Genomic DNA, 17,318 nt, shown 5'->3' with positions numbered 1-17,318 from the left:
GCTGTTTTATTATTATTTTTTTACTGGTTGATTTTGGTTTGGTAAGAAGCTTTCAAACCAGCTGTATAGGTCGTCTTCTTCTGCTTCATTGACATTATGGCCAACAAAATAACTATGTTTTTCTACATTACATCCCATTTTCTCGAAAAACTGAGCAATTTCTTCTGCTTCGGCTATTTGTATAACCGCATCCTCTATGCCATGACCGATAAAAATACGTTTATCTTTTAACATTAAATTAGCTGGTCTTTCTTCTAAATAATGTGGCAAACGACCACTAAGTAGCGCAGCAGCTTTGTATTGTCCGCCATAACTTTGCATTATAGAGATGGTTAACACTGCTCCTTGATCAAAACCTGCAAGAAATATTTGATTTTTATCAATAGAAACATATTCATTACAAATTTCATCAATAAATTGTGCGACTCGTAAGCTAGTATAATCAACCTCACGTGTATTTGGATCGCCCTCTGTTACCATATGATAAAATCCATAAGTTGGTCCATATTCAACGTCCCCTCGCATAGAGACAACAACAAAACGATCCATTAATAATTCTAATCGTCCTGCCATATCAAGCTCATCCCCACCAAATCCGTGAAGTGCGAATATCACTGGAAAAATCTCCCCATCTTTCCTTCCAATTGGCTCATAAATATCATACGCATACATTTTCATTCTTTACACCAGCCCTTAATCTAACAGTTTTTTTAGTACTTCTGCCTCTTCATCAGTTAGTGTAATCCCTTTTCCCATTTTTTCATGATCCTCTGACCAGTCGCGGATATCATATTTAGGCGGACGGCCGTTCCAGCTTATTTTATTTAACTCTTTCCGCCAGCCACGTGCATTTTCGGATAATACGCCTATTTCTTCTATGATTTCATATTCAATATTTGCCAAAATAATCCTTATCCTTTCTGAAACTATATCTACCATACTAACAAACATTTACCCCAATTTACATTGAAACAATCGTGAATTTCAAAAAAACACCCTTCCTACTAGAATTTTTAGATTGATTGCGTTACGATTGAGAAGTACGAAAGGGTTGGAGGTGCTTAGTTATGACGAATGAAACAACGGATTATTTACTGGAAACATGCTTAATGGCCGGTAAAATAATGATGGAAAGTGGCGCAGAAATGTATCGTGTGGAAGATACGATGAACCGGATTGCCACCATCGCTAGTAATAAAAAAGGGATTAGTTTCGTGACGCCAACTGGGCTTTTTATGTCACTTGAAGGTGAGCGTAATGTGCAGTTACAACAAATACCGACAAGAACAATTAATTTAGAAAAAGTATCTATGGTCAATGAATTTTCCAGGGATTTCGCTGAAAAGAGAATTTCCTTAAAAGAATTACATACAAAACTCATTAATTTAGATAAAGATGTTCGCTATTTTCCTATTTGGTTGCAAATTTTCGCTGCCTCGCTCGTTAGTGGCTCATTAATGGTTATTTTTGGCGGTGGTTGGTTTGATTTTATTCCAACTTGTATTATTGGCGCGATTGGTTTTATTATTTTTTACTATACGCAAATTTTTATGAAAGTGAAGTTTCTGGCAGAATTTTTAGCTTCATTGAGTGTTGGACTATTAGCTGTTTTAACAATTTCGATTGGTTGGGGTATTAATTTAGACACGATGATTATTGGTGGTGTGATGCCGCTTGTTCCCGGGGTGCCAATTACGAATGCGGTTCGAGATTTGATTGCTGGGCATTTACTTAGTGGAATGGCACGTGGAACGGAGGCGCTACTTACTTCTTGTGCAATAGGAATTGGAATTGCGGTTATTTTCCGCTTTTTCTTATAAAGGAGGCGCTATGATGGATTTAGTTTGGACAATTATTATTCAATTAGTACTGAGTTATGTTGCAACTGTCACATTTGCGATTATTACAAACGTGCCAAAAAGAGCGCTGAATACTTGTGGTATCACTGGTACTTTTGGCTGGATGGCTTACTGGACCTTAATGCAAATGGATTCTGGAACTGGGGCATCTTCATTAGCTGGAGCTTTTGTTGTCGCTGTACTAAGTCACTTTTTTGCGAAATATAAGAAATTACCGATTACGATTTTTAACGTTCCAGGAATTGTACCACTTGTTCCAGGGGGACTTGCTTACCAAGCTGTACGGAACTTTGTGTTAGGCGACTACACAGAAGCAATTGGTTTTTCCGTGCAAGTTACAGTGGTTGCTGGCGCTATAGCAGCGGGGTTAATGCTCTCAGAAGTATTCAATCATAGTATTAGAGCATTTCGTGAGCGTAAAGAGCACATATAGAGGAAAGCCAATTTTTTAAACTAAAAAAAATACGTATCAAAAATCTACTGGTAGATTTTGATACGTATTTTTACTTTCGTTCAATAAACATGTTTCATTACTTAATCAAGGAGCTGGGATTAATATTGCATAGCCCTCTATTTTGTAAGTAACTACAACATCTTTATCAGTCAAGACGCCTTCACGATTATCTGGTACAGAAGTAATATTATAATAATTAATTATCCCAGTCTGACTATCATCTGGATCGAGGGAAACAAGGTAAGGAACAGGATTACCTTTATCATCTATTATATTAAAAGTCATTCTTGAAGGTAAAGAATAGGTTTCTCCTTCTTTTCCCTGAATAACAATATCTGGCACTAATTGATTTTGATTATATAATTGTTGATTATAATCTAACTTCAATTGATATTGGTTTAAGTTAGGGTAGTTAGGAACAAATTCACCGTTTTTCATGGTTGTGAAATCTGGGACAGTAAATGGATTTCCATTCATATCAACAAACTTAACTGTTATTGTAACATCTGCTAACGGGTTTTTAGTATAGACATAAATTACTTGTTGTGCTTCACTAGTAAATACGCCTGTTGCATTTGCTGGTAGTTTACTTGTATCTAATGTGTAGCCTTCGATTTGGAGTTGGTTAGCTTCTCCTGTTGCATCATATGGATCTCCCACATTACCACTCATTACTTTTGGTTCATGGATTTGTGTACCATCTTGGTCCACATATTCGATAGTTACATTAGCAGCAGGAACAGGGTTCTTTTCATAGATATAAATTACTTGTTGTGGTTCATTAGTTAATACGCCTGTTGCATTTGCTGGTAATTTACTTGTATCTAACGTATATCCTTCGATTTGCAGTTGATCTAGTTCTACTGTTGCATCGTAGGGATCCCCCACATTACCAGTAATTATTTTTGGCTCATGAATTTGATTACCATTTTCATCTAGATATTCAATAGTTAAGTTAGCAGCAGGAACAGGTTTTTTATCATAAATATATGTTACTACTTGCGCTTTGTTTGTAAATTCTCCTGTTGTATTTCCTTGTACTTCTTTAAAATCGTAACCTGCAATATCTTTTTGTACTGTTTGATATTTTTCTCCCACATTACCTTTTAATGTTTCACTTGATGCTATGGAATCTCCTTGTTCATTTTGATAATTCACTGTTACCGTTCCTTGTTCCACAGGCGGTGTTGGCGGCGTAATATCATTCTCACTTGTATGAATATAGCCTACATAAGTGTATCCTTCAATGCTTGCGGGTTTTTTAGTTTCTTTTGTTCCTTTTGTAACAGTCATTGTTTCTTCTGGTTTTATGTTGGTGTTCTCTACTGCTTGAGCAACAGAACCAATCATTAAGCTTCCTCCACTAAACACAACCAAGAACAACAAAAGCTGTTTTGCATGTCTTTTTTTCAGAGTAAGAAGCCCAATACCGCTTCCTAATAAAACAAAACCTAAGATAATTAAGTAAACATCAGGACCAACATCTCCTGTTTTCAGAAGTGTATTCCCATTGTCTGAGTTCCCATTTCCGGAATTTCCGTTGTTTGAATCTCCACCTGAACTAACTTCAGATACAGAAATACCATTATTGTTGCTTCCTCCCGCTTGATTATTATCTGGATTGGGAGAACCACCTGAAGTATTTTTTTTATAAACAAAAGAATAGTTTTCATAGTCATTTGTAAGAACCTCACTTGGGTTACCTTCTATAATACTATCTTTTTGCTCATCGGTTAATGTTTCAAAATCAATATATTTGTAAGTAATATCACTGGTATCACTTTCAGCAGCATATACTTCAGAATCTCCTAAAAGAAAGCCTGCGAATATTAGCATTACTGCGAACAAAAACATTCCTAGTTTTTTGTTCATATTAATTTCCCTCCTTTTTCGTTTTTTAATTTGAGTAAAACATAAACGTACATGTTTTACCTCCAACATTATACTATCCTATGTGTTTATCTACTATGTATAAAGGTAAAAAAAATTAGAACTATGTGAACAATTAGTGTGCAATGTGAACATTTAACGTCAAAAAAGTTAGGATTATGTGAACAGTAAGGAAACTCCATACTTTAAACTGGCATTTCATAGACGTTTAATTATTTTATTCCACTTTTATTCTTAAACAAAACCAAAAACTTGTATTTTTTCACATAAAAAGACTATAGACAAATGATTTCTCATTTATCTATAGTCTAGGAGCTTTATATTTTCACCGTCTAGCAATGTTCACAGTAGTAAAAACAAATTTATCATAACGATGACGCGATTTAGAAAATTCAAAAGCGAGTCCGTTATTTAAATAGACGGTTTGTTCTACTTCGACAACCGGATCATCAGAAGCACAATCGAGATATTGCTGGTCAAGCTGTGTCGCTTTATCCGCGCGAATTTGTTTATAAGAACTAGCAATTTTCAGGTTCAAATCATCTTGAATATATGAATAAATCGACCCTTCCAAAATTTGCTGATTAATGCCCGGGATAACTCCGACTGGCATATACGTATGTTCTAATACATATGGCTCGTCTTTTACTAGCCGAACACGAAGAATGTCATAGATTGGCGTTTCCATTTCAATATGAAGGCGCTCTGCAATTTCTTCAGTTGGAAAAATGACTTTAAACTCAATTACTTTACTTATAACTTTCTTCCCATTCAAAAGTTTAGTGAAGCCGTTTACCTCTTGGTTATGAATCTGCAAGCGGTCCGCGTCCAGCGCCGATTTGATAATGAAAGTACCATGCCCACGTTTACGGTATAGTAAGCCTTCAAGTACAAGGACTTCCAGTGCTTTTTTCATTGTCATTCGACTACAATCAAACTCTTTCGCCAAAGTTATCTCATCAGGAATAGGTTGATTAAGCGGATAAGCGTGATTCATAATTCTTTTGCGGATTTCTTCAGCAATAAAGCTATATTTCGTCTGGTTCTGAGCCACGGAAGTTCACCTCTTTACACATAATACTTTTATTTTATCACATTTAGTCTTCAAAACCATTGTTTTCTGAAAGTTCTTTGTACCAATGACCAGATGCTTTTACAGTACGTTTGAAATCATTGTCCAAATCAACTTCAACTAAGCCGTAACGGTTTTTGTAAGCATTGGCCCAGCTCCAGCAATCCATGAATGTCCAAAGATGGTAACCATGACAGTTAGAACCTTCTTCAATTGCTTTATGCAGCCATTTCAAGTGACTCTTAATGAAATCGATTCGGTACGTATCTTCAATCATTCCGTCTGCATTACGATAACGACTTTCGCCTTCTACTCCCATACCATTTTCAGAAATGAAGAATGGAATATTATCATAGTTGTCACGAAGATTAATCGCAATATCATAAATCGCTCTTTCAAAAATTTCCCAACCACGGTACGGATTCATTTTGCGATACGGCATTTCATAATTATCGAAAAGATGTTCAGGCATAAATGGCGCATTCGGATGAGCTGCGTATTCTTTCGCTTTCACACGGCGCGGTTGGTAGTAGTTTACACCAAGAATATCAATAATGTTGTTTTTAATAATCGCCAAATCTTCTTCCGTATATTCTGGAAGCGCGTCATGTTCGCGAATAATTTCTACAAGGTCAGCCGGGAATTCCCCTTTTGTTACGGGGTCAAGGAAACTACGGTTGAAAATTAGATCCGCAATATGAGCCGCTTTTAAATCAGCTGGATTTTGGCTTCTTGGATATGATGGCGTTAAGTTTAAAATAATACCGATTTGGCCTTCTGGAATTTCAAGGGCATGGAATTCTTTCACAGCAAGGGCATGAGCTAAAGTAGTATGATAAGCAACCTGTGTCGCGCGTTTAAAATCAACGACATTCGGATAGTGCATATCGTATAAATAACCTGCTTCAACAGGAACAATAGGCTCGTTAAACGTGAACCAGTGCTTCACGCGGTCTCCGAACAACTCAAAACAAGTTTTTGCAAAAGTAGCATATGCATCCACTACTTCCCGGCTTTCAAATCCACCTTTTTCTTGCATCGACATTGGCATATCAAAATGGTATAAATTCATAAATGGCTCGACATCATTTGCAAGCATTTCATCAATAACACGATTATAAAAATCAACCGCTTTCGGATTCACTTCGCCAATACCATCTGGAATAAGGCGCGACCACTGAATCGAGGTACGGAAAGAATTATGTCCTGTTTGCTTCATTAAAACAATATCTTCTTTGTATTGATAGTAAAAATTAGATGTGTTTGTAGGACCAACATCATTAAAGAAACGACCTGGTTCGATTTTATACCAGTGATCCCAAATACTTGGTTTTCTACCGTCTACATCTGCTGCTCCTTCTGTTTGTGGGCCGGATGCTGCACTCCCCCACCAAAAATTATCTGGAAATTTATAAGTCATTTTTTTACCTCCAACTATTATTTGATTTTATTATACCTTATTTTTTTAAAAGTATAAACTTATTTATACAAAAGTTTGTTTTTTGTTTTTTATTTCTTACACGTATTGCCAAAAATCGGCTAATCCGCTACAATAATAAAGTCGTATAAGTTCGGTAATATGGACCGTTCGTTTCTACCAGGCAACCGTAAAATGCCAGGCTACGAGCTATTGTAAAATTTAATTGGGATTTTTTTGCTTTTTTTATTTATTATTCCCTTTTTTACCTATGCTCTTTCCGTTATGTGCGACAACATAAATAGGGAGGCTTTTTTTAATGGATAAACTTTTCAAACTACGCGAGAACAAGACGACTGTTCGAACAGAAATACTCGCGGGGCTAACGACTTTTCTGTCAATGGCTTATGTACTTTTCGTCAACCCATCTATGCTTGCAACGACTGGAATGGAATTAAAAGCTGTTTTTGTAGCAACGATTCTTGCGTCAGTCGTTGGTTCACTTGCAATGGGACTTATCGCTAATTACCCAATCGGACTCGCTCCTGGTATGGGATTAAATGCGTTTTTTGCTTATACGGTTTGTGCGCAGTGGGGAATTCCTTGGCAAACCGCGCTAGCTGGAGTGCTTGTTTCTGGTTTAGTTTTCATTTGTTTAACTCTTTCCGGACTTCGCGAAAAAATCGTTAATGCAATTCCAACAGAACTAAAATTTGCAGTTGGTGCTGGAATTGGCTTTTTTATCGCCTTTTTAGGGCTTAAAAATGCTGGAATTATTGTGCCAAATGACTCTACTATTGTAGCGCTTGGAGACTTACATTCTGGTCCGGTTTTACTGGCCGTTTTTGGGATTATTATAACTGTAGCTTATATGACAATTGGTTGGAAAGGTGCGATTTTCTTCGGAATGGCAACAACCGCTGTTGCTGGAATGTTGTTTGGGCTTATTGATGTGCCGACTCAAGTTGTTTCTTCTGTACCAAGTATGGAATCAACATTTGGTCAAGCAATTATTCACTTGCCAGATATTTTCACACCGCAAATGCTCATTGTTATTTTGACATTTTTCTTTATTGATTTCTTTGATACTGCCGGGACGCTTGTTGCGGTTGCGACTCAAGCTGGATTTGTAAAAGATAATAAAATCCCACGCGCAGGTCGTTCGCTGTTTTCCGATTCCTTGGCAACGGTTTTTGGAGCGATTTTTGGGACTTCAACAACTACTTCTTATGTAGAATCAACTGCCGGCGTTGCGGTTGGTGGTCGAACAGGTTTAACAGCTGTCGTTATTGCTATCTGTTTCTCGCTGTCGTTATTCTTTTCTCCGCTCCTTGGCGTGATTACAAGTGCGGTTACAACTCCTGCACTTGTCATTGTAGGGATACTAATGATTGGCAATGTCGCTCATATTGATTGGACTAAATTCGAAGTAGCTGTTCCGTCATTTTTCGTTATCTTAATGATGGTACTTACTTTCTCTATTGCAACTGGTATCGCGATTGGTTTCATTTTCTATCCAATTACAATGGTGCTTAAAGGTCGTTATAAAGAAGTACATCCAATTATGTATGTGATGATGGTGCTGTTTATACTGTACTTTATGTTCGTCGTTTAGACAGCAAAAAAACCGGGGATGCGGAATCCTCGGTTTTTCTTTTAATCGTAATAAACAATCATGTAGTTTTTGCCTTTTTCCTCGTCATAACCTTGGACAAAATCAGTTTCTTCTAGTTGTTCTAAATCTTTCACGACAACTGAAATGTTTTTGCCAAGTTTAATCGTTTTGCGAATTTTTTTCGAGAGTTTTTCCCGCTTTTCTTCATCTAATTGGAAAGTTTCTGGAAAACGGACATTATTTTCTCGTTCGAACGTATCGACCATTGTATTGAATTCGGTAATTTCTTCCGGTTTTTCAATTGTCGTACGGGCAAATTCCGCAATATTTAACGTTTCTTCGCCTGCCAAATATTCGCTCGTCGCTTTCACAAAATTCGATTTATCAAGTAGCGACTCCTCGCGTTGCTTAATATAATCAGTACAAACTTCCACAAAACCTTCCGTATAAAATTTCTCATCCGTTATTTTATCAATACTTAAAAACTTATCTTTCCAATAAACAGAATCACCGCGATTAAGCCGATCTAAAATTAACACTTTATTTCCTGTGTCATGATCAACATTAAAGATCAAACAGCCTTTATCCAGATCTGTCCCGGTAATCCCTTTATCATAATCAATTTGAAATTCTCTGCCGTTGAAATCATTTTTAAGAAAGACTTCTTTATTTTCGACTTTGAAAATCCCGATACCGTTCGTAAAATCGCCATCTACAACACAGCCTTCAATAAAGAAAATCCAAACATCGCCACTTTTAATATTTGGGTGGGTTGTTTCGCTATATAAATGCTCTAAAATCTTCTTGGATTCATCCAAAAATTCTTCTTCCATGGCAAACATATTCGCAGCAAAAGTCCGGACTTCATTAAAATCCAAGTCTGTTTCATGGGTAAACTTAAAATATTCATCTTTGGTAAATGGCTCTAAGAAAATAGAAGCTAGTGTTTGATTCATTTCCGAACCTATATCAGCGAGCACGTTCGCCGAGACTTCCGTTCCCTCTTCTCTCGCTTTGTTTCCAGCAAAATGAACCACGAGTTTGGTAATTTTTGCGTATGAAAAATCTGGCATTCCTTTATCATCCTAACTTTTATAAAATAGATATTTCCTGTATACTAAATTTATTATGAAAAACGGAGGTGCGTAATGATTCCAGCAGATTTTGAAGACCGCGTTTATACAGTCGTTCGCCAAATCCCGCGCGGTAAAGTGACCACATACGGTCAAATCGCCTATATGATTGGTTTTCCTAGAAATGCGAGACTTGTTGGTACTACGCTGAAACATTCGAAGCGTGACCAAATTACACCTTGTCATCGTGTTGTAAATGCAGCAGGTCGGCTTGTCCCGGGTTGGGAAGAACAGCGCGACCTCCTTTTATCAGAAGGTATAACATTTAAAGAGAATGGACACGTAAAAATGAAAGATCATTTTTGGCAATAAGTGTTATAACCACGCCCAATATCTTGAACGCCGTGTGAGTCCGACCCATAGACTAATGGAATCTGTAACTCTCTAGCTAACGTCACGATTTCTTTTGGTGGGTATGTTTCTCCGCAAAGTGGTTTAAATAGACCCGCCGTATTAAAATCAAGCTCATAGTCACGTTTTTTCACTAAAGCAAAGATTGTCTGAAATTCCTCTATAACATCTCTTGAAAAATCAGCTGCATCTGCTCCAAAAAAATACTGAAACTTCTGGCACAATGAAATATGCCCGATTCGCCGCGGTTTAAAAGCTCCTAAATCCGCTTCAATGGACCGTTTCACGCCTTCTAAATAAGCAAGTTGCGCTTGTTCAAACCCACCATAGAATTGCACAATTCCTTCATTATAATCTTCCGCTGAAAAATCAATTGAGCGAAAGCCGTCTTGTCCTTTTAAAAAATGTAACGACAATATTCCATCATCCGTTTGCGGCCCGTACTCATTCAAAAAATCTTGCGTAAAATCCTCATAACCAATCAAATAATCCACTTCAAACCCGATATGTATTAATAAATCGCTCGCATATTTTCTCTTTAAATGATTCATTTTCTTAAAATAATAAGGGAGATCACTCATTGCCATACTCGCTGTCGTCACTGCTTCACTATCACCAGCAGTATTTTTCATAAATTCACTCGAAAGTGGCGCATGCTCAACAATAGAATACTCATCAAAACCCAGTTCAATCGCTTTTAAAATCATCTCTTCCACATCATCATGCGAACCATGTGGACAAAATTCTGTATGTGTATGCCCGTCTCTTTTCATATTCAACCCTCTTTCAAAATTCTTTTCCCAAATTACACTAAATGATACACTAATTATACCATAAGCCACTATTTTTCTATTCATCATTTACAAAAACGCTTTAACGTGCTAATATGCTAATAAACTAAAATATTGTAAAGGAGCTAGCCAGATGAACTTAAATAAGAACTTACCAACTGGAACACGTGATAAACTCTTTCGTGAAGCACAAGCTGCATACAAAATTGAGCAACAAGTGAATTATTATTTTGCAAACCGTGGATTTAAGCGTATTGAAACACCTGTTATCGAATTTGGAGATGTCTTTTCTTCTGAACATCAGACCGATACAAATTTGTACCGTTTCTTTGATGAAAAAGGTCGCTTGACAGTGCTTCGGCCAGACATGACCCTTCCAATTGGTCGAGTCGTTAGTACAACTGGTGTGACGCTCCCTCTAAAACTTTCTTATAGCGGAAAAATCTTTCGTGCAAATGAAGACTTTGGCGGTGAACAAAACGAACAAACACAAGCCGGAATTGAAATTATTGGCTACCCTTCCATTAAAGCAGAAGTGGAATGTATATTAAGTGGAATTGGGGTTTTAAATGCTCTAGAAATTCCGAATTTTCAAATTGAACTTGGTCATGCAGCAATTTATAGGCGTGTAATCCATCTTTTAAATCTACCTGAAACTACTGAAACGGATTTCCGTCTACTAATTCAAAATAAAAGCCTTACTGGCATTCGACAATTTGTTACCGAGAATCCAAGTACGCTCGATGATTTTATTCTCGCCTTACCACGCTTATTCGGCCCAGCGACAATTATTTTAAAGCAAGCTAAAAATTTAACAACTGATAAAGGAATTTTGACGGCACTAACTGAAATGGAAACTATCGTGGGCGCTGTTTCTTACGCAGCAGATATTAGTGTCGATTTAGGACTCGTACAAGATTTTCATTATTATACTGGTATTATTTTTAGAGGATATGCCGACCTTGCTGCGGATAATTTTTTAAGTGGCGGTCGTTACGATCACTTACTAGAACAATTCACCAGCTCTTCCTCTCCAGCAGTTGGTTTAGCTCTTAATCTCGACTCCCTCACGACCCTACAAAACCGCGCTGGTATCATCAAAAAACAAACTCCAACAACGCTTTTAATCCACTACGACCTAGATGCAATCCAACAAGCAGAAAAACTCATGCAAGAAACACCGAACAGTGAATTAAGTTTTTTTGAAACTCCAACAAATGCCATCTCTTTCGCAAAAAAATGGCAAATTCCAACTGTTGTTCACGTTGCGCGCCATAGTATCCAAACTATTTTTCATAAGGAGGCGGAATAATGAAAGCTTTAAAAATCGCCTTAACGAAAGGTCGCCTTGAGAAAGACGCGGTCGCTCTTTTAGAAAAAGCTGGTCTTGATTGTTCTTCTATGACAGATAAAAAGCGTAAACTGATTTTCCATAGTAGCACCCAACCAATTTCTTTTATTTTAGTAAAAGCTGTTGATGTCATGACCTATGTAAAACACGGTGTTGCGGATATTGGCATCGTTGGTAAAGACGTTTTAATGGAAGCCTCCAAATCCCATTATGAAATGCTTGACCTTGAAATCGGTAAATGCCAATTCTGCCTTGCTTCCACGCCCGATTTTGACCCAAGGAGCTATCGCCGAAAAATTATTGCTACCAAATATCCAGCCGTAGCCTCCAAATTTTTTCGTGAAAAAGGCGAAGATGTAGAAATTATCAAAATTGAAGGCTCGGTTGAAATTGCACCTGTACTTGGACTTGCTGACGCTATCATTGATATTGTCGAAACCGGCTCCACTTTAAAAGAAAATGGCTTAATTATTTATGAAAAAATGTACCCTATCTCCGCCCGACTGATTGTTAATAAGGCTTCCTTAAAACAGAATAAAACACAAATTTTCCAATTAATTGATCAATTAGAACAAACGATAAAGGAGGAGCACCCGCGATGAAATTTTTAACCGGAACAACGGAGGCTATATTAAAAGAACTGAGTGCTGAAAATTCAAGTAATACCTCAAACCAAATCGTAAGCGAAGTAAAAGCAATTATTGAAGAAGTAAAAAACTCTGGTGACCGAGCCCTGTTCGACTATACGGCAAAGTTCGATGGTATTGAATTAAATGAGTTGCGCGTCCCAAACAGCGACTTCCAAATAGCCAACAACAAAGTCGATCCCGCCTTCTTAGAAGCTCTTAAGCAAGCAAAAGCAAACATAGAAAGCTTTCATAACAAGCAAAAACAATCAGCTTTCCTAGATAGTGAAAAAGACGGTGTCATACGCGGGCAAATCATTCGCCCACTAGAAACAGTCGGCGTGTATGTTCCGGGCGGTACAGCAGCCTATCCATCCTCTGTTTTAATGAATGTCCTCCCTGCCAAAATTGCTGGTGTAAAACGGATTGTGATGATTACACCCCCTGGCGAAAATGGTGTTAATCCACATGTTTTAGCAGCCGCAAATCTAGCAGGCGTAGACGAAATTTACCAAGTTGGCGGTGCGCACGGAATCGCTGCTCTTGCTTATGGAACAGAAACCATTCCTAAAGTTGACAAAATTGTCGGTCCTGGAAATATTTATGTCGCTACTGCTAAACGTGAAGTTTTTGGCGTAGTAGATATTGATATGATTGCCGGTCCATCTGAAATTGTTGTGCTCGCAGATGAAAAAGGCAATCCCGCTTTCATTGCAGCTGACTTACTCTCACAAGCAGAGCACGATACATTAGCCCGTGCTATTTTAATTACTACAAATGAAAAAGTCGCACAACAAACAAAAAAAGAACTATACAAACAATTAGAAAACCTACCTCGAAAAGCAATTGCACAAGAAGCTATTGAAACAAACGGAAAAATTATTATTGCAGAGAACACTACAGAAATGTTTAACATCATGAACGAAATCGCCCCCGAACATCTAGAAGTACAACTTGAAAATCCTATGAACTATCTTTATCAAATTAAAAATGCTGGCTCTATTTTCTTAGGAAACTATGCATCTGAGCCACTTGGAGATTATTTTGCTGGACCGAACCATGTCTTACCAACAAGTGGAACCGCCAAATTCTTCTCTCCACTTGGCGTAGAAGATTTTACGAAACGTTCTGCCTTTATTACTTATACGAAAGAAGCTCTTGCAAAAGAAAAAGATGCTATCGTACTTCTTGCTAACAATGAAGGCCTAAACGCACATGCCAAAGCCATTCAAATTCGATTTGAGGAGGAAAACTAAATGAGAACAGCAAGTAAAACAAGGATTACTGGAGAAACTTCTATTGAACTGTCACTTAATTTAGATTCACAAGCAGAATCTACTATATCAACTGGTGTCGGCTTTTTAGATCATATGCTAACGTTATTTGCGAAACATTGCCGAATTACTTTAAATGTAAAAGCAGAGGGCGATACATATATTGATGCACATCATACAGTTGAAGACGTCGGCATTACACTCGGTATTTGTTTAAAAGAAGCACTTTCTGATAAAGCTAGTATTAACCGTTACGGCTCAGCGTATGTGCCAATGGACGAATCACTGGGATTTTGCGCACTTGATTTAAGCGGTCGTTCCTATCTTGTATTTGACGCCGAATTAACAAATCCAAAGCTTGGCGATTTTGATACGGAATTAGTAGAAGAATTTTTCCAAGCAGTCGCCTTCAACTCAGAAATGAACCTTCACCTTCGTGTCCTTTATGGTAAAAATACGCATCATAAAATTGAAGCACTTTTTAAAGCATTTGGTCGTGCTCTTCGCGAAGCAATCACCATAAACCCTGAAATCAAAGGTGTAAATTCTACTAAAGGAGTCCTGTAAATGATTGTTATTATTGATTATGATACAGGAAACACGAAGAGCCTCAGCAAAGCACTTGATTTTATTGGACTGCCAAATAAAATTTCTAGTACTCACGAAGAAATTTTACAAGCTGACGGCGCTATTTTACCAGGAGTCGGAGCTTTTCCAGAAGCGATGCAAGAACTCAGTCAGCGTGGACTTGATATGACGTTAAGGGAAATAGCAGCAACTGGTAAACCGATGCTCGGTGTTTGTCTTGGTATGCAACTTCTACTTGAATCAAGCGATGAACATCATTTTACTAAAGGGCTTGGTCTCATTCCCGGGCATGTCGAAAAACTACCAGCCGAACCTGGATTTACCGTTCCCCACATGGGCTGGAATCAACTTGAAATAAGACGCACCACTCCGCTCACTAGAAAACTTGGTGGTGAATATGTCTATTACGTCCATTCCTACTATGCAAATTGCCCAAAAGAATTCATCATCGCAACGAGCGACTATTCTATTGAAGTCCCAAGCATGATAAATAAAGGCAATATTTATGGTGCGCAATTCCACCCAGAAAAAAGTGGTCAAATCGGACTTGAAATTTTAAAAGGATTTAAGGAGGTCACTGAATCATGCAAATCTTCCCAGCAATAGATTTAAAAAATGGACAATGCGTTCGACTTTTTCAAGGTGATTTTTCAAAAAAAACGATTGTAAATGAAGATCCGATTGAGCAAGCAAAATCATTTGCTAAAAGCGGTGCAACCTATTTGCATATTGTTGACCTAGACGGTGCATTAGAAGGTCGCCCTGTTAATCTAGAAATTATCCAACAAATGAAAAAAGTAGCGAAAATTCCTGTTCAAGTTGGCGGTGGTATTCGAAGTATGGCTCAAGTTGATTACTATCTTGAGTCTGGTATTGACCGCGTTATTATCGGATCAGCAGCACTAACAGATCCAAGCTTTTTACACGCGGCAATACAAAAATACGGAACTAAAATCGTTGCTGGAATTGACGCAAAAAATGGCTTTGTTGCAACGAGTGGTTGGTTAGATATTAGCAAAGTAAGCTATTTAGATTTAGCCAAAGAAATGGAGGCGATGAATGTCAAAACAATTATTTATACAGACATTGGTCGCGATGGTACGTTAACAGGTCCTAACTTAGAGCAGATGATTGCTCTTCAAAACCACGTTACGGTAAATTTAATCGCTTCTGGTGGAGTTAGTAGCCGTAACGATTTAGAAGCAATTGCCGAACTTGGTTTATACGGAGCAATTGCTGGAAAAGCTCTTTATAATGGAAATATTTCGATGTCAGATATAGTTGAGGTGGAGCAACTTGCTTACTAAACGAATCATACCTTGTCTTGATGTTACAGCTGGACGTGTTGTTAAAGGAGTGAATTTTGTTTCATTGACCGATGTAGGCGATCCAGTAGAAATTGCCAAAGCTTATAATGAAGCAGGAGCCGATGAACTTGTTTTCCTAGATATTACGGCAACCGTTGAACTGCGTCAAACGATGATAGATGTTGTCGAACGGACAGCAGAGCAAGTTTTTATTCCACTGACAGTCGGTGGCGGTATAAATAGCGTGAAAGATATGAAAGACTTACTTCAAGCTGGAGCAGACAAAATATCTCTTAATTCTGCTGCAATAAAAAGGCCCGACCTTATCCAAGAAGGTGCTAGTAAATTTGGAAACCAGTGTATTGTAGTCGCAATTGATGCTAAATGGAACGGCACAAATTGGAGTGTTTTTACTAGAGGCGGACGAGATGATACGAAATTAGATGCTATTGAATGGGCAAAAAAAGCGACTCAACTTGGCGCTGGTGAACTTCTACTAACAAGTATGGACGGTGATGGCACGAAAAACGGTTACGATATCCCACTCACAAAAGCAATCTCCGAAGCCGTCTCCGTCCCAGTTATTGCTTCAGGAGGATGCGGTAGTGCGAGCCATATGGTAGAAGTTTTCGAAAAAACAAGCGCAACCGCCGCTCTCGCTGCTAGTATTTTCCATTACGGTGAACTTAGTATCCAAAATGTCAAAACTACTTTACGTGAAAAAGGAGTGAACATTCGCCCATGAATATTGTTGATTTTTCTAAAGGTTTAGTCCCAACAATTATTTTAGATGATCAGAACGGAGAAGTTTTAATGCTCGCCTATATGAATCAAGAAAGCTATCAAAAGACGCTTGAAACTGGCTATACTTGGTTTTTTTCACGCTCTAGAAATCAACTTTGGAATAAAGGCGAGACAAGTGGACATACTCAAAAAGTAAGAAAAATTTGGACTGACTGCGATAATGATACTTTGCTTATTCGCGTTATTCAAACCGGTCCAGCATGTCATACTGGTAAAAAAAGCTGCTTTTTCAACCTTATAAAGGAGGAATCTTAAATGCTTAGTAACTTATATGAAGAAATCAAACTTCGCAAAAACCAACCAAAAGAAGGTTCCTACACCAACTACCTTTTCGAAAAAGGGTTAGATAAAATTTTAAAAAAAGTTGGCGAAGAAACTACCGAAGTTGTTATTGCTGCTAAAAATAATGATCATGAGCTCATTTCAGAAGTTGCAGACTTAACTTACCACTTACTTGTTCTTTTAGCTGAAAAAAATATTCCATTGGAGCATATAAAAAAAGAACTACAAAACCGTGAAGGAAAGTTAAGCATAACAAGTGATCGTAAAGAAATTAACGATTTATAAAAACATGACATTTTCGTCACCTTAAAGAATGTTATTGTAAGAAAAAGCACATGATTTTAAAGAGCATATTTTATATACTTGTTTATGTGGAGAGCTTTTATTTTTCCCAAAAGAAAGCATGTAATGTTAGAGCAATAATTCTAGTATCCGAATTTAGTCTTATCCCTTGACTCGCTCTAATATTACTACTCCCTAATACTCCCTTTAACCGCATCCCCC

The 17,318-nt window shown here is 37.7% G+C and carries 20 protein-coding genes and 1 riboswitch; of the genes, 13 read left to right on the top strand and 7 right to left on the bottom strand.

Annotated elements, in window-relative coordinates:
- Nucleotides 1-12 precede the first annotated feature (12 nt).
- On the bottom strand, nt 13-672 hold the full coding sequence (locus HCB38_RS01880) for an alpha/beta hydrolase (protein WP_185318990.1): 660 nt from the start codon (nt 670-672) through the stop codon (nt 13-15).
- Nucleotides 673-693: 21 nt separating this feature from the next.
- On the bottom strand, nt 694-903 hold the full coding sequence (locus HCB38_RS01875; protein WP_003741632.1) for a YdbC family protein: 210 nt from the start codon (nt 901-903) through the stop codon (nt 694-696).
- Between the two features lie 164 nt (nt 904-1,067).
- Here HCB38_RS01875 and HCB38_RS01870 point away from each other — a divergent pair, with 164 nt between their 5' ends.
- Nucleotides 1,068-1,820 carry a threonine/serine exporter family protein gene (locus tag HCB38_RS01870; protein WP_185318083.1) on the top strand — a complete coding sequence of 251 codons (753 nt, stop codon included), beginning with the start codon at nt 1,068-1,070 and terminating at the stop codon, nt 1,818-1,820.
- A gap of 13 nt (nt 1,821-1,833) precedes the next feature.
- Nucleotides 1,834-2,292 carry a threonine/serine exporter family protein gene (locus HCB38_RS01865; RefSeq protein ID WP_185318082.1) on the top strand — a complete coding sequence of 153 codons (459 nt, stop codon included), beginning with the start codon at nt 1,834-1,836 and terminating at the stop codon, nt 2,290-2,292.
- A gap of 105 nt (nt 2,293-2,397) precedes the next feature.
- On the opposite strand, the gene HCB38_RS01860 is transcribed toward HCB38_RS01865, so the two are convergent.
- From HCB38_RS01860 to gmuD, 3 genes are all read right to left on the bottom strand, one after another.
- A complete protein-coding gene (locus HCB38_RS01860) occupies nt 2,398-4,185 on the bottom strand; it encodes a MucBP domain-containing protein (protein WP_185637385.1) in 1,788 nt (595 codons plus the stop codon).
- Between the two features lie 343 nt (nt 4,186-4,528).
- The gene (locus HCB38_RS01855; protein WP_012681135.1) at nt 4,529-5,257 is read right to left on the bottom strand and encodes a GntR family transcriptional regulator; all 729 of its coding nucleotides are present in this window, start codon (nt 5,255-5,257) and stop codon (nt 4,529-4,531) included.
- Nucleotides 5,258-5,300: 43 nt separating this feature from the next.
- A complete protein-coding gene (gmuD, locus tag HCB38_RS01850; RefSeq protein ID WP_185637383.1) occupies nt 5,301-6,695 on the bottom strand; it encodes a 6-phospho-beta-glucosidase GmuD in 1,395 nt (464 codons plus the stop codon).
- Nucleotides 6,696-6,816: 121 nt separating this feature from the next.
- A riboswitch (purine riboswitch) is annotated at nt 6,817-6,918 on the top strand.
- 93 nt (nt 6,919-7,011) lie between these two features.
- On the opposite strand from gmuD, the gene HCB38_RS01845 reads away from it, so the two are divergent.
- Nucleotides 7,012-8,307: an NCS2 family permease gene (locus HCB38_RS01845; RefSeq protein WP_003765667.1), complete on the top strand. Its 1,296-nt coding sequence runs from the start codon at nt 7,012-7,014 to the stop codon at nt 8,305-8,307.
- 41 nt (nt 8,308-8,348) lie between these two features.
- Here the strand turns inward: HCB38_RS01845 and HCB38_RS01840 are convergent, their stop codons facing one another.
- Nucleotides 8,349-9,380 carry a nucleoid-associated protein gene (locus HCB38_RS01840; protein ID WP_185318079.1) on the bottom strand — a complete coding sequence of 344 codons (1,032 nt, stop codon included), beginning with the start codon at nt 9,378-9,380 and terminating at the stop codon, nt 8,349-8,351.
- Between the two features lie 75 nt (nt 9,381-9,455).
- Between HCB38_RS01840 and HCB38_RS01835 the strand changes: the two genes are divergently transcribed.
- Nucleotides 9,456-9,752 carry an MGMT family protein gene (locus HCB38_RS01835; protein WP_185318078.1) on the top strand — a complete coding sequence of 99 codons (297 nt, stop codon included), beginning with the start codon at nt 9,456-9,458 and terminating at the stop codon, nt 9,750-9,752.
- Here HCB38_RS01835 and hisJ read toward each other — a convergent pair.
- A complete protein-coding gene (hisJ, locus tag HCB38_RS01830) occupies nt 9,737-10,564 on the bottom strand; it encodes a histidinol-phosphatase HisJ (protein ID WP_185318077.1) in 828 nt (275 codons plus the stop codon). The genes HCB38_RS01835 and hisJ overlap by 16 nt on opposite strands.
- 151 nt (nt 10,565-10,715) lie before the next feature.
- On the opposite strand from hisJ, the gene HCB38_RS01825 reads away from it, so the two are divergent.
- From HCB38_RS01825 to hisE, 9 genes are read left to right on the top strand one after another with little or no spacing between them, the layout of a single operon-like run.
- A complete protein-coding gene (locus HCB38_RS01825) occupies nt 10,716-11,894 on the top strand; it encodes an ATP phosphoribosyltransferase regulatory subunit (RefSeq protein ID WP_185318076.1) in 1,179 nt (392 codons plus the stop codon).
- Nucleotides 11,894-12,535: an ATP phosphoribosyltransferase gene (gene hisG / locus HCB38_RS01820; RefSeq protein ID WP_185637382.1), complete on the top strand. Its 642-nt coding sequence runs from the start codon at nt 11,894-11,896 to the stop codon at nt 12,533-12,535. The genes HCB38_RS01825 and hisG overlap by 1 nt, the downstream gene beginning before the upstream one ends.
- Entirely contained in the window at nt 12,532-13,815 is a 1,284-nt protein-coding gene (hisD, locus tag HCB38_RS01815; RefSeq protein ID WP_185637381.1) for a histidinol dehydrogenase, read from the top strand. The genes hisG and hisD overlap by 4 nt, the downstream gene beginning before the upstream one ends.
- Nucleotides 13,816-14,400 carry an imidazoleglycerol-phosphate dehydratase HisB gene (gene hisB, locus HCB38_RS01810; protein ID WP_185637380.1) on the top strand — a complete coding sequence of 195 codons (585 nt, stop codon included), beginning with the start codon at nt 13,816-13,818 and terminating at the stop codon, nt 14,398-14,400.
- Nucleotides 14,401-15,027 carry an imidazole glycerol phosphate synthase subunit HisH gene (hisH, locus tag HCB38_RS01805; protein ID WP_185318072.1) on the top strand — a complete coding sequence of 209 codons (627 nt, stop codon included), beginning with the start codon at nt 14,401-14,403 and terminating at the stop codon, nt 15,025-15,027.
- Nucleotides 15,006-15,728 (top strand): 1-(5-phosphoribosyl)-5-[(5-phosphoribosylamino)methylideneamino]imidazole-4-carboxamide isomerase, encoded by a 723-nt coding sequence (gene hisA / locus HCB38_RS01800; RefSeq protein ID WP_185318071.1) that lies wholly within the window; start codon nt 15,006-15,008, stop codon nt 15,726-15,728. Before hisH ends, hisA begins: the two co-directional genes overlap by 22 nt.
- Nucleotides 15,718-16,473, top strand: coding sequence for an imidazole glycerol phosphate synthase subunit HisF (hisF, locus tag HCB38_RS01795; RefSeq protein WP_185608093.1), 756 nt, complete (start codon nt 15,718-15,720; stop codon nt 16,471-16,473). The genes hisA and hisF overlap by 11 nt, the downstream gene beginning before the upstream one ends.
- Nucleotides 16,470-16,787 (top strand): phosphoribosyl-AMP cyclohydrolase, encoded by a 318-nt coding sequence (gene hisI, locus HCB38_RS01790; protein WP_185318069.1) that lies wholly within the window; start codon nt 16,470-16,472, stop codon nt 16,785-16,787. The genes hisF and hisI overlap by 4 nt, the downstream gene beginning before the upstream one ends.
- A complete protein-coding gene (gene hisE / locus HCB38_RS01785; protein ID WP_185318068.1) occupies nt 16,788-17,099 on the top strand; it encodes a phosphoribosyl-ATP diphosphatase in 312 nt (103 codons plus the stop codon).
- Nucleotides 17,100-17,318 lie beyond the last annotated feature (219 nt).

Origin of the sequence: Listeria farberi, from assembly GCF_014229295.1 — a bacterium.
Taxonomy (GTDB): Bacteria; Bacillota; Bacilli; order Lactobacillales; family Listeriaceae; genus Listeria; species Listeria farberi.
This window is presented reverse-complemented; position numbering and strand designations above follow the sequence as displayed.

Bases quoted from the DNA above. Each gene is read 5' to 3' on its own strand.
- HCB38_RS01880 (WP_185318990.1), bottom strand. From the start codon at position 672: ATGTATGCGTATGATATTTATGAGCCAATTGGAAGGAAAGATGGGGAG.
- HCB38_RS01870 (WP_185318083.1), top strand. From the start codon at position 1,068: ATGACGAATGAAACAACGGATTATTTACTGGAAACATGCTTAATGGCC.
- HCB38_RS01865 (WP_185318082.1), top strand. From the start codon at position 1,834: ATGGATTTAGTTTGGACAATTATTATTCAATTAGTACTGAGTTATGTT.
- HCB38_RS01860 (WP_185637385.1), bottom strand. From the start codon at position 4,185: ATGAACAAAAAACTAGGAATGTTTTTGTTCGCAGTAATGCTAATATTC.
- gmuD (WP_185637383.1), bottom strand. From the start codon at position 6,695: ATGACTTATAAATTTCCAGATAATTTTTGGTGGGGGAGTGCAGCATCC.
- HCB38_RS01845 (WP_003765667.1), top strand. From the start codon at position 7,012: ATGGATAAACTTTTCAAACTACGCGAGAACAAGACGACTGTTCGAACA.
- HCB38_RS01840 (WP_185318079.1), bottom strand. From the start codon at position 9,380: ATGCCAGATTTTTCATACGCAAAAATTACCAAACTCGTGGTTCATTTT.
- HCB38_RS01835 (WP_185318078.1), top strand. From the start codon at position 9,456: ATGATTCCAGCAGATTTTGAAGACCGCGTTTATACAGTCGTTCGCCAA.
- hisJ (WP_185318077.1), bottom strand. From the start codon at position 10,564: ATGAAAAGAGACGGGCATACACATACAGAATTTTGTCCACATGGTTCG.
- HCB38_RS01825 (WP_185318076.1), top strand. From the start codon at position 10,716: ATGAACTTAAATAAGAACTTACCAACTGGAACACGTGATAAACTCTTT.
- hisG (WP_185637382.1), top strand. From the start codon at position 11,894: ATGAAAGCTTTAAAAATCGCCTTAACGAAAGGTCGCCTTGAGAAAGAC.
- hisD (WP_185637381.1), top strand. From the start codon at position 12,532: ATGAAATTTTTAACCGGAACAACGGAGGCTATATTAAAAGAACTGAGT.
- hisB (WP_185637380.1), top strand. From the start codon at position 13,816: ATGAGAACAGCAAGTAAAACAAGGATTACTGGAGAAACTTCTATTGAA.
- hisH (WP_185318072.1), top strand. From the start codon at position 14,401: ATGATTGTTATTATTGATTATGATACAGGAAACACGAAGAGCCTCAGC.
- hisA (WP_185318071.1), top strand. From the start codon at position 15,006: ATGCAAATCTTCCCAGCAATAGATTTAAAAAATGGACAATGCGTTCGA.
- hisI (WP_185318069.1), top strand. From the start codon at position 16,470: ATGAATATTGTTGATTTTTCTAAAGGTTTAGTCCCAACAATTATTTTA.
- hisE (WP_185318068.1), top strand. From the start codon at position 16,788: ATGCTTAGTAACTTATATGAAGAAATCAAACTTCGCAAAAACCAACCA.